The following is an 11,205-nucleotide window of genomic DNA, read 5'->3' as shown; positions in this document are numbered from 1 at the left end:
CCCTTTACAGGTTTTTCTCATGAAAACTGTTGCAATAATTCAGGCCCGGATGGGGTCATCCAGACTTCCTGGCAAGGTCCTCAGGGAAATCACAAATGGCCAGTCCGTCCTGGCTTACATGGTCGCACGTGTAAAGAACGCACGGAAACTGGATCAGATTTGTGTTGCTACAAGCGAGGAACCCGCAGACCAGGCGATTGTCGAAGCCTGTAAAGCCCTTGAAATCCCTGTTTTCTGCGGCAGCGAAACCGATGTTCTGGACAGGTTTTACAAGGCAGCAAAGGCACTGGAAGCAACAACGCTTGTCAGATTGACCGCCGATTGCCCTGCCATTGACCCCGGTCTGATTGATCAGGCTGTCTCCGACTTTGAAACCGGTGCCTATGACTACTACTCCAACGCCCTTCTCAGAACCTACCCGGATGGGCTGGATGTCGAGGTCCTTTCGTTCAAGGCTCTTGAAGAGGCTCATGAAAAGGTAACAAGCCAGCGCTTCCGCGAGCATGTAACACCTTATTTGAGAACCGGCTTCTTCCCGCGGGAAATGACCGGAGACTTTCGCGTTGGTCATCTCAAACACAAAAGTGATTTTTCCCATCTGCGCTGGACACTGGATACCGAGGAAGACCTCTGCTTCCTGCAACGTTTTCTCCCGCTTCTGCCGGAAGGCTTCTCATGGGAAGACGGTCTCTCATGCCTGATTGCCAATCCCGACCTTCTGCACTACAACCGGGACATCAAATCCAGAACGAGCGCACTGGCCGATCTCGAAACCGGACAGGATGCCGGGCGTTCAAACCGGAGCAATCTGCCCCGCCGCTATGAGCAATCCAATTCGCTTTTTGAAAGGGTTGAAAGAATCATCCCTCTGGCGAGTCAGACTTTCAGCAAAAGCTATCAGCAGGTTTCCAAAGGTGCAGGCCCCCTTTTCCTTGACAGCGGAAAAGGTGCCCGGGTTTTCGACATCGATGGCAACAGCTACATTGATTACGTTATGGGCCTGCTCCCCAACGTTCTCGGATACGGCGATCCGGATATTGATGCGGCCATCCACCGTCAGCTTGAAAAGGGCATAACCTTCTCCCTTCCCTCGGACCTTGAATTCAGACTTGCGGAAAAGCTTGTTGAGCTGATCCCCTCTGCCGAACAGGTCCGCTTTGGCAAAAACGGTTCTGATGCCACTTCGGCTGCGATCAGACTGGCAAGAGCCTACACGGGACGGGACAAGGTTGTCGTGTGCGGCTACCACGGATGGCACGACTGGTACATTGGAACGACCACCCGCAATCTCGGAGTACCCGCAAGTGTTCAGGAGCTCTCTCTCAGGCTTGATTTTGGGGACTTCGAAAAAGCCCGCGACCTTTTCACGTCCGAAGGCGATCAGATTGCTGCCATCATCCTTGAACCTTGTGGTGCAGTGCCTCCTCCGGAAGGCTATCTTCAGCATCTTCGGGATCTCTGTGACCATTCGGGCACAGTTCTGATCTTTGATGAGATCATCACCGGCTTCCGCATTGATGTCCGCGGCGCACAGCACGTTTACAATGTGACACCCGATCTGTCCTGTTTCGGAAAGGCCATGGCAAACGGCATGCCGATTTCTGCCGTTGTCGGACAGAAAAGGATCATGCGCCTGATGGAGGATATTTTCTTCTCGGGCACCTTTGGAGGAGAAACCCTGTCACTTGCAGCGGCTTGCGCCACAATTGACAAGTTGATCAAATACGATGTGACGTCACAAATCTCGGCTTGCGGCAAACTGCTGAAAGAAAAGCTCAATGCGCTTTTCAGGCAATACGGCTTCCAGAACAACCTGTCAGTTTATGCTGAAGACTGGTGGCCCTTGCTCAAAGCCCAGGGACTGGAAACAGAGGACGCTCTTTTCAAAACACTTTTGCGACAGGAACTGAATGCAAACGGAATTCTGCTGAACGCTTCATTCAATCTCTCCTGGGCTCACACAGCTCCCGAGATAACAGACGAGACAATCTCAAGATTTGAAAAGGCCCTGCAAACTCTGAGGACTGCCGTTGACAGCAAAAAACCTGACACATTCCTGCGGGGTGAACTGATACAGCCCACCTTCCAGGTCAGAAAGAGTTCCTGATGGAAATACGGGAAGCTGTATTTGGTGACTGGGAAAAGCTCCTGGAATGGGTGAACAGCCCGGAAAGCCTTTCAAACAAGAAGCTGACGGCTCGAACCATTCCCGAATCTGATCACAAACACTGGCTGCAGTCCGTTCTTGGGACAGACAATATCCATCTCTTCATCATTCTGGATCAGGATCAACCTGTCGGTCAGATGCGCTTTCAGAAACAGGGCGAGCAGAGTGCATCATTTGTCATTGATATTTATATTGAAAAGACGTTCCGGGGACGTGATCTGGCCTGCAAGGCCCTGAATGCCGGCATGCAAAGGCTCCGGAAGCTCCATGCTCCTGCAACCCTGACCTTTGTTGCGGAAGTCAGGACAACAAATACAGCTTCTCTCTCGCTTTTCCGGAAACTGGGTTTTATTCTGGAACAGGAAACCATCGACTTTTTAACGCTCAGAACTACCGGATAAGAAAACCATGGCCTTTACAGGAATCAAAACAGCCTGTGTCATCGTTGCCCATGCTGATGACGAAATCCTCGGTTGCGGCGGGACAATGGCGCGTTTGAGCGAACAGGGAACAAACGTCCATGTTGCCTTTATGACCGATGGTATCGGAGCCAGGGCAAACTCCTCAGCAGACCTGAAATCCGAACGCGAGGAAATGGCTCAAAAAGCCAACAGAATTGTTGGTTCTGCAAGCATCGATTTTGCCGGTTTTCCGGACAACGCCATGGACAGCGTCCCGCTTCTGGACATCACCAGACACGTAGAAAGCGTTGTCGCCAGATACCAGCCCGAACTGATCATCACTCACAGCTCATGCGACCTGAATATCGACCACCAGCGTACATTTCGCGCCGTGATGACCGCCTGTCGACCACAACCGGGACATTGCGTGAAGACAATACTGTCCGCAGAAATTGCCTCTGCAACGAACTGGTCGGCAGAAGCGTCGGCCCATCGCTTCTCTCCAAACCTGTTCGTGGACATCACCCGGCAACTTGACAGAAAAATGGAAGCCCTGAAAGCCTACGCTGTCGAGATGAGGGATTTCCCGCATACGCGCTCTCTGGAAGCTCTTGAAGCAAGAACAAGGGTTTGCGGAACAGATGTTGGCGTCAAAGCTGCCGAAGCTTTCACTGTCGTCCGGCAAATCATTTAAAGCAAAGTCCACATGCAAGGCCTCTTTCTCATTTCCGGTACGGCGGATGCACACCGGACGGTGCAAAGCTCCCTTTCCAGAATGTCTGCATCAGAGCAGCTTTCCTTTCCTGTCCGAACAAACGAAAGGAAAAGCGCTGCTTTCGGAGTGATCAATGCAGACACACAAACGCACCTGCCGCCTCTGCAGGATCGGTTCAGCGTGCTTGTTGACGGTGAAATCTATGATGAAACAGGCCTGAAAGCCGATCTGGCCGCATATATCCTGAAACTTCATCTGCAAAAAAGGCATACAGACATCTGCAGCCTGAACGGCTCCTTTGCCATCTGCCTTTATGACCATGAAGAGAACACTGCACATCTCTACAGTGATCGCCTGGGCACCCGGACACTCTATGCCGTCTCTTTCAAGAACGGTTTTGCTGTCAGCAGTCGTGTGAATGCCTTTCCCACAGAGATTGCTTCACAGCTTGTCATGGACGAAGAAGGGATAATGGAGCTGTTCACAAACAGCAAACCCTTTGGAAACAGGACGATCTGGAAAGGGATCTCCAAACTTTCCGGTGGCGATTATCTTCAGATTTCCACTGACAGGCTGCTGGTTCAAAAGACAAGGCCCCTGTGCTGGAGTACGACTTCACTCAGTCAGGAGCAAATGTCCGAAGCAATCGCGGAAGCCGTCAACAGGGCAGCCAGACGTCGTTTGAATGCCCCTGGAAGAGCCAGGCTTTTCATGTCGGGAGGGCTTGATTCCAGAACCGTTCTGGCCGCGACCCGAAATGCTGGAAAAATACTGCCCTGCCTTTCGGTCGGCATGCAGGAAAACGACGAGATCCGTCTGGCAGAAAAAGTCTCAAACCAGGCCGGAGCCGGGTTTCACTTTCACAGGACAGACATTGATCAGCTTGTTGGGTCCATGAGCGCTTACAGCAAAGCGACGGATTGTCTTTTCCCCGGACCAAGCAATCTTTTTGGCACCTACAGGGATATATCGGAAACAACAGACTGGGTTTTTTCCGGCCATGGTCTGGATGTTCTTTTCCGGGGGATTCTCCTCCCCAAAAGAAGCCTGAAGCTGGGCCGAAGCGTAACTGCGCTTCCTTCGCTGGGAAATATTGAAGGCACAACCCCTGCGGATGTACTCTTCAGTGCAAAGACACAGATCCCCGGTTATTCACGCTCTCTTTTCGTCCAGCCTTCCCGTCAGCCGAAATGGGAGGAATACATCAGGGAGCGCTCACACAGTCTGTGTCACAGTTTCGAACTCAATGGCCGCCTTGAAAATGCGTATGATGCCATCGCTCTTGAAAGCCTGTGCCACTACACGACCAACAGTGATTACTATGCCATGTCTCCCCACATGGATTTCAGGAATATCTCGCATGATTCAGAACTTCTGGATCTCTATCTCTCCATGCCGCCCGAATGGAGAATTGGCAAGAGTGTCATGATCAGAGCCATGCAAAAGCTGGCCCCGGACCTCATGGAACTTCCCGATGCCAATACAATGTATCGTGCAGCAGCCTCCCCCTGGAGCCATATTGGCTATTCCTACTACAGAGCTGCAATGCGCAAAATCAGACTGCAGTCTGATCCCCGCAGAAACGGAGACGGCCTTGATACAGGAGGATCCTGGATGTCCTGGAGTAATTTTTTCAGACGTACAGAGAAGGGCAAGGCCTTTCTTGCAGTCCTGCCCGAGCTTGAGAATGCAACAGGGCTGGGTCTGTTTCATGCTTCCGGTCTTGAGAAAATTGCTGAAGAGCACACGAGCGGACGAAGGGATCATACAAAGTTTATCATGCAGGCTCTGACGGTACTGCAATGGACCCGGGAAAAGGACATCGCCTGATGAATCTCAATGAATACAAAGACATTCTGACTGCCTTGTCAGATACGGGCTACTGCTTTGTCGATTTTCACACGGCCAGGCCTGAACAAAAACACATCATCCTTCGCCACGACATTGATATGGATATTGCGGCTGCTCTTGAAATGGCCGAACTCGAGCATTCCCTGAGCATCAAAAGCACCTACTATGTCCTGCTGACCTCATCGCTCTACAATGCTTTCACAGCAGAAAATGTTGCCCTGCTCAAACAAATCGGCAATTTGGGACATAATGTTGATCTCCATTTTGACGCCAGTATCTATCCGGGAGATTCTGACACACTGGATCAGGAAGCCAGAAAGGAATGTGCCCGGCTTGAAGGATTAACAGGCCGCACGGTAAACTCCATTTCCTTTCACCGGCCTGCACAGGAATTCCTGAACAATCCTCACAAACTTGCCGATCGCATTCACAGTTATCAACCCCGCTATTTCTCTGAGATGGGCTATTGTTCTGATTCACGCGGAGAATGGCGACACGGGCATCCTCTGGATCATGAGGCCCTGAAACAGGGGACAGCACTGCAGCTTCTGACCCATCCGATCTGGTGGGTGTTTGAAGGCTCCTCTCCCCAGGAAAAACTCAACAGGCTGGTGGCCGGAAGACACGCTGAATACAAGGAACAACTGGCCCTGAACTGCCTGAGCTATACACCTGATTAAACGGGAAACGAAATCCAGCATGACAAAAGAACATATCAAACTGATTGATCTGGACTCCCAGCTCTCGCCAATCAGGCACGACATTGATGAAGCCATCCGGAAGGTTCTTGATCATGGCCAATACATCATGGGCCCTGAAGTCAGGCAGCTGGAACAGCAGCTTTGTGACTATACCGGTGCACAGCACTGCATCACAGTTGCCAATGGCAGCGACGCCCTTCAAATTGCCCTGATGGCCCTTGATGTGAAGCCCGGTGATTTTGTCTTCGTTCCTTCCTTTACCTTCACAGCAACAGCAGAGTGTATTCTCGTTTTGGGCGCAACGCCCGTTTTCGTCGATGTTGACGAGAACAGTTTCAACCTTTGCCCCGCAGATCTTGAAAGAAAGATTCTGGCCCTCTCAAAAGAACAGGAAGCGGAACGTCTAAAGGCGATCATCGCAGTGGATCTCTTTGGTCTGCCAGCCGATTATACCAGCCTGCAGACAATCGCCGATCAGTACAGTCTCAGGCTTATCGCAGATGCCGCACAGAGTTTTGGTGGCGCAAGCGGGAACGGCCAGAAGGTCGGAACGCTTGCAGACATCACAACGACGAGCTTCTTTCCCGCAAAGCCTCTTGGATGTTTTGGAGACGGTGGAGCTATTCTGACAGACTGCCCGCTTCTCAATGAAACCATTCGTTCCATTCGTGTTCACGGAAAAGGGCAAAACAAATATGACAATGTTCGCGTCGGGCTCAACAGCCGCCTTGATACCATTCAGGCAGCCATTCTGCTCGAAAAGCTGAAGCTACTGGATCAGGAAATCCAGCGCAGAAACCGGATTGCCAGCCGTTATTCCCGGGAGCTGGGTTCAGGCTTCAAAGCCCAGGCAAATGCCCTGAGCGCCCTGAACGCCTTTGCCCAGTATACTCTGGTCTGCGAGAACCGGGAAGAAACCATCCGCAATCTGGAAAAACAGAACATTCCATATGCGATATACTATCCAAAGCCAATGCATCTGCAACCCGCCTATGGTCAGTATGGCCATGGCGCAGGCAGCCTGCCCGTCAGCGAGGAGCTCAGCCGGAAAGTGATCAGTATTCCGGTACATGCCTATTTAAGCGACAGTGAGCAAACCGCGATACTCGAAGCCCTTTCCTCTTCCCGGTAGAACGATATCAGCAAGATGCAAAGAACTGTTATAGCGATTCACCAGCCAAACTATTCCCCGTGGCTTGGTTACTTTCACAAGATCGCAAAGAGTGATCTTTTTGTTTTTCTTGACGATGTCCAATTCAGCAAGAACAGCTATATCAACAGGGTTGAAGTCCTGTCTCCAGGTGGCAGAAAATGGCTGACCCTTCCGGTATCCTACAGTTTTGGCGATCCGGTCCATGCCGTGCAACCCGCCAGGGCCAACTGGATAGAAAGCCATCTGTCGACATTGAAGAACTACTACAGGCAGGCTCCCTTTTTTAAGGAGATGTGGCCTGAAACAGAGCAGATCTATCACTCGGTTGATGCGGACAACCTTGCTGAAATCAACATTCAGCTCATACAGGGGCTGTGCAGAATTCTGGAACTGGAGACACCAACCGTCAAGGCATCATCGCTGAACTACGACAAGGGTGAATCCGATGTCAGACTGGTGAATATCATAAAAACACTCTCTGACAATGCCTCCTATCTATCCGGCAAGGGAGGGCAGAACTATCAATCCGAAGATCTCTTTGAAAGCAACAACATCACTCTGCAATACAGCTCTTTCAAAGCAGCTCCCTACAATCAGGGTCAAAGCGATTTCACGCCGGGGCTTTCCGTTCTGGACAGCCTGTTCCATATCGGGCTCCAAGAAACAAAGACAATGATAAAATGAAAAAACTCCGCGTTCTTTGCCTGGATATTGAAGGCGGATATGGCGGCTCTTCCAGAAGCCTTTTTGAATCCGTCAAAGCCATCTCCGAACGACAGGACAATGTCGAAATAGAAGTCTGGTGCAAGAAAAAAGGCCCGATCCAGGAGCGTTACGCCAGACTGAATGTCAAAACGGAAGTGCATCCGCTTCTGCCGAAGATCACTTCTGTTGAACGACCTTCACGTAACCTTTTTCAATATCTGATGTTTGGCTGTGACACCATCAGGGCAGGAGAATTCCTGAGAAGGCTTGAAAAGGCCGCGCAGTCCTTTGACATCATTCACCTCAATCATGAAAGCCTTCATCATCTGGCGAAATGGCTCGGGAAACGCACACGGGCCGGAATTTCCATGCACATCCGCACGCAACCGCCTGTAAGTCTCTTTTCACGCCTGCAGGCCAAACGGGTCGACGCCTGTGTGGACAGGCTGGTTTATATTACCGAAAACGAACAGCGGCACTGGAGCAACCTCAATCCTGAAATCAAGCAGGGTACGGTAATTTACAACATTGTCCGTCCACCGGAAAATCTGTCCCCCCTGCCATCCATCAGAGATGGTTTTCTGAGGGTTTGCTGTGTCTCGAACTACTCATGGATGAGAGGCCTTGATCGCCTGGTCGAAATTGCCGTTGAACTGAAGCGGCAAAACAACCCGTCTGTTCGCTTCACGGTCGCCGGCAACATGTCGCTGTCAAACTCCCTACCGGGCCTGTTGGGGGAGATTTCCCGGAAAGGCGGGGATCTGTCCGACTACGCAAAGGCGATGGGAGTCGAAGCATATTTTGATTTTCCGGGACACATTCCGGATCCCGAACAGATTCTTCGAAACAGTCACATTCTGATAAAGCCAACCCGGGAGGCCAATCCATGGGGACGGGACATACTGGAAGCCCTGCAATACGGGCGCCCGGCAATTTCTTTTGGCACCTATGACAAGTTTATCGAGACCGGGAAAACAGGGTTTCTCTTTGAGGACTTTGATGCAAAGGAACTTGCAGATCTGCTGACTGGGTTGCAGAACGATGAACAGCGCCTGTCTTCCCTGTCCCGAACAGCAGCCACAAGAATAGAAAAGCTGTGCAACAGTGAAAAACAGGGCAGAAAACTTCTTGAAGTCTGGAAAGAGCTCGCTGCCGGGAAATGCGTCAGATGACAGACTGCGGGACTTCAAGAATCACATTCGTCCTGCCGGATCTCTCACGGGGAGGAGCCCAACGGGTCGCTCTGACCCTGATGAATCTCTCGGTCCGCAAGGGACTTGCAGTCACTCTGTTGCTGGTTGGCGATCGCCGGGACGAACTTGACGATATTGATCCGGAGATAAATGTTGTTCGCCTGGGAAAAAACAGATTGCTTCGCGCTGTTCCGGAACTTTACCGTACGCTGCAACGACAAAAGCCGGATGCGATATTTTCAACAATCGGCTATGTCAATCTGGCGCTTCTGTTTCTCAGGCCGTTTTTGACCTTTGACCACAGGCTTGTTGTACGCGAAGCCAATCTGCCAAGCGCCATTTTCGCGAAGGCAAAAGTCCCCACCTTTACCAGGACGCTCTATCAGTCTCTCTACAGGCGGGCAGACTTTATTTTTGTCACCTCCGAAAAAATGCAACAGGAATTCAGCGATCTGCAGCTCGCACGATCAGAACAGCTTTGCCTGTTCTACAACCCTGTTGACGTTGATAAAATCCTGAAAAATGCGACAGGGGAAGCACCTTTTCCGAACAGGGGCAACACCCTGAAAAAAGTGGTTCTCTCTGGCCGGATGGTTGAACAGAAAGGTTTTGACCGTTTCGTTGAAACCCTGCCAGACCTCTCTTCGGAACTTGAGTTCCATTTCCTCGGGGACGGTCCCCAAAAAGAGAAACTCGTTCAGCGTGTCAGTCAACTGGGACAATCCCATCGCGTCAAGTTTCACGGACAGGTCAGCAACCCCTGGGCCTACTACAAGGCAGCAGACATTTTTGCCATGCCTTCCAGATGGGAGGGCATGCCCAACGCCCTGCTCGAAGCTCTCGTGTGCGGCCTTCACTGTGTAGCGACACCGGAGTCAGGAGGCGTTGAAGACATCAGGAAGCTCATGAGCAAACCCGAACAGCTCACGATTGCAGACTTTGACAAAGACTTTACAGCAAGCCTCAACCATTTGGCTTCAAAGCAGGGAAAAACCGAAGATGGAATTTATCTTCCCCAAAGTTTTTCACTGGAAAATGCTTTCACTCGTTTTCAGCAAAAAATAATGAGCTGACGCGTTTTCCGGAACAAATATCCTTCAACAGAAAACAAGACCTGTTCTCTTCTCGCAGATTTCACGTCATAATGGGAAATCAGAAACCAATACAACCAAAGGCTAGCAAGATGCCCAAGAAGAACAATAATCCGGTATCCGCTCTCAAATTTTTCTCCCTGTCATCTCTGATTTTGCTCACTGCCTGCAAGGAAGAAAAACAGGTGGTCGAGTTTCCACCGAGGCCAATTGCGTGGATTGAGATCGCGGAGACAGAGTTTGAACAGCTCCGGCGAATTTCGGGCATTCTCGTGGCGGCAGAGAATGCCGACCTGTCCTTTCAGGTAGCCGGAAAGATTGAATCCATTGATGTCAATCTGGGAGACACCGTGACCAAGGGGCAGGTGCTCGCAGAACTGGATCAAAGCAGTTACGAGCTCAGCTCCCGCGCCTCCGAGGGGCAGCTTCAGGAAGCACGCGCCCGCCTGACGGAAGCTCGCAATGAATACAACCGCCAGCAGGATCTCTTTTCCAAGGGCTGGGTTGCAAAGGCCTCCCTGGACAATGCACAGGCCGCGCTGGATACAGCCCAGAGTTCTGTCGATATTGCCCAGGCTCAGCTGGAGCTGTCACAGAAAGATCTGACCGATACAGCCCTGCGTGCACCCTATGACGGCAAGATCTCCTCACGTCTGGCAGAGCCTTCACAACAGATTACAGCGGGACAAACCGTTCTGATCATCGAAGGCAAGGAAGGTCTGGAGGTTTCTGCAACCGTGCCGGAGACCCTGATCGGCAAGCTCCAGCAGAACCAGAGCTATGCCGTGCGTTTCCCGGCGCTGCCCGGCCTTGCGCTCAACGGACGCATCACAGAGATCGGAACACAGGCCACACAGGCCAATGCCTTTCCGGTCACACTTCTTCTGGCTGATGCCGACGACCGGCTGCGCGCAGGCATGAGCGCCGAGATTGACTTCAAGTTCCTCGGGGAAGGCCGCACGGGACGAAGCGGAAAAGCCTTCCGCGTACCCCCCACGGCCCTGCTCGCCGGAGAGGACGGCAATGCCTATGTCTTTATCTATGATGCAGAGGCAAAAACAGTCAGAAGACAAGCTGTACAGACTGAAAACGTTTTGAACAACCAGGTTCTTGTCGGAAAGGGACTGAAGGAAGGAGATGTCATCGCCACAGCAGGCGTCGAATACCTCCATGACGGACAGAAGGTAACTCTTCTGGGCGTTGGGCCAAAGGTCTTCAACTAATCCTC

10 protein-coding genes are annotated in these 11,205 nt (G+C 51.5%); all 10 read left to right on the top strand.

The features are described 5' to 3' along the window. The first annotated feature begins 19 nt into the window (after window positions 1-19). The 10 genes from AAAH10_RS12850 (at window position 20) to AAAH10_RS12805 (ending at window position 11,200) form a co-directional block, all read left to right on the top strand. The gene (locus AAAH10_RS12850; RefSeq protein ID WP_343564182.1) at window positions 20-2,107 is read left to right on the top strand and encodes an aminotransferase class III-fold pyridoxal phosphate-dependent enzyme; all 2,088 of its coding nucleotides are present in this window, start codon (window positions 20-22) and stop codon (window positions 2,105-2,107) included. Then, window positions 2,107-2,568, top strand: a complete 462-nt coding sequence (locus AAAH10_RS12845) for a GNAT family N-acetyltransferase (RefSeq protein WP_343564180.1) — start codon at window positions 2,107-2,109, stop codon at window positions 2,566-2,568. Before AAAH10_RS12850 ends, AAAH10_RS12845 begins: the two co-directional genes overlap by 1 nt. A gap of 7 nt (window positions 2,569-2,575) precedes the next feature. After that, window positions 2,576-3,262 (top strand): PIG-L deacetylase family protein, encoded by a 687-nt coding sequence (locus tag AAAH10_RS12840; RefSeq protein ID WP_343564178.1) that lies wholly within the window; start codon window positions 2,576-2,578, stop codon window positions 3,260-3,262. A 12-nt stretch (window positions 3,263-3,274) separates the two neighbouring features. Continuing rightward, window positions 3,275-5,113 carry an asparagine synthase-related protein gene (locus tag AAAH10_RS12835; RefSeq protein ID WP_343564175.1) on the top strand — a complete coding sequence of 613 codons (1,839 nt, stop codon included), beginning with the start codon at window positions 3,275-3,277 and terminating at the stop codon, window positions 5,111-5,113. Next, the gene (locus tag AAAH10_RS12830; RefSeq protein WP_343564173.1) at window positions 5,113-5,814 is read left to right on the top strand and encodes a polysaccharide deacetylase family protein; all 702 of its coding nucleotides are present in this window, start codon (window positions 5,113-5,115) and stop codon (window positions 5,812-5,814) included. Before AAAH10_RS12835 ends, AAAH10_RS12830 begins: the two co-directional genes overlap by 1 nt. Before the next feature lie 19 nt (window positions 5,815-5,833). After that, on the top strand, window positions 5,834-6,967 hold the full coding sequence (locus AAAH10_RS12825; protein WP_343564171.1) for a DegT/DnrJ/EryC1/StrS family aminotransferase: 1,134 nt from the start codon (window positions 5,834-5,836) through the stop codon (window positions 6,965-6,967). Between the two features lie 15 nt (window positions 6,968-6,982). Continuing rightward, window positions 6,983-7,672, top strand: a complete 690-nt coding sequence (locus tag AAAH10_RS12820; protein WP_343564169.1) for a WbqC family protein — start codon at window positions 6,983-6,985, stop codon at window positions 7,670-7,672. Further along, window positions 7,669-8,865: a glycosyltransferase family 4 protein gene (locus tag AAAH10_RS12815; RefSeq protein WP_343564166.1), complete on the top strand. Its 1,197-nt coding sequence runs from the start codon at window positions 7,669-7,671 to the stop codon at window positions 8,863-8,865. The genes AAAH10_RS12820 and AAAH10_RS12815 overlap by 4 nt, the downstream gene beginning before the upstream one ends. Then, window positions 8,853-9,959, top strand: a complete 1,107-nt coding sequence (locus AAAH10_RS12810; protein ID WP_343564164.1) for a glycosyltransferase — start codon at window positions 8,853-8,855, stop codon at window positions 9,957-9,959. The genes AAAH10_RS12815 and AAAH10_RS12810 overlap by 13 nt, the downstream gene beginning before the upstream one ends. A gap of 203 nt (window positions 9,960-10,162) precedes the next feature. After that, window positions 10,163-11,200, top strand: a complete 1,038-nt coding sequence (locus AAAH10_RS12805; protein ID WP_343564162.1) for an efflux RND transporter periplasmic adaptor subunit — start codon at window positions 10,163-10,165, stop codon at window positions 11,198-11,200. Window positions 11,201-11,205 lie beyond the last annotated feature (5 nt).

The organism is Carbonatibacter coralli (genome assembly GCF_039592655.1).
Lineage (GTDB): Bacteria > Pseudomonadota > Alphaproteobacteria > Kiloniellales > Kiloniellaceae > Carbonatibacter > Carbonatibacter coralli.
Note: the sequence above shows the minus strand (reverse complement) of the source record. Positions and strands in the feature narration are given on the sequence as shown.

Coding starts and splice junctions, on each gene's coding strand:
- AAAH10_RS12825 (WP_343564171.1), top strand. CDS start 5,834: ATGACAAAAGAACATATCAAACTGATTGATCTGGACTCCCAGCTCTCG.
- AAAH10_RS12830 (WP_343564173.1), top strand. CDS start 5,113: ATGAATCTCAATGAATACAAAGACATTCTGACTGCCTTGTCAGATACG.
- AAAH10_RS12810 (WP_343564164.1), top strand. CDS start 8,853: ATGCGTCAGATGACAGACTGCGGGACTTCAAGAATCACATTCGTCCTG.
- AAAH10_RS12840 (WP_343564178.1), top strand. CDS start 2,576: ATGGCCTTTACAGGAATCAAAACAGCCTGTGTCATCGTTGCCCATGCT.
- AAAH10_RS12850 (WP_343564182.1), top strand. CDS start 20: ATGAAAACTGTTGCAATAATTCAGGCCCGGATGGGGTCATCCAGACTT.
- AAAH10_RS12835 (WP_343564175.1), top strand. CDS start 3,275: ATGCAAGGCCTCTTTCTCATTTCCGGTACGGCGGATGCACACCGGACG.
- AAAH10_RS12815 (WP_343564166.1), top strand. CDS start 7,669: ATGAAAAAACTCCGCGTTCTTTGCCTGGATATTGAAGGCGGATATGGC.
- AAAH10_RS12820 (WP_343564169.1), top strand. CDS start 6,983: ATGCAAAGAACTGTTATAGCGATTCACCAGCCAAACTATTCCCCGTGG.
- AAAH10_RS12845 (WP_343564180.1), top strand. CDS start 2,107: ATGGAAATACGGGAAGCTGTATTTGGTGACTGGGAAAAGCTCCTGGAA.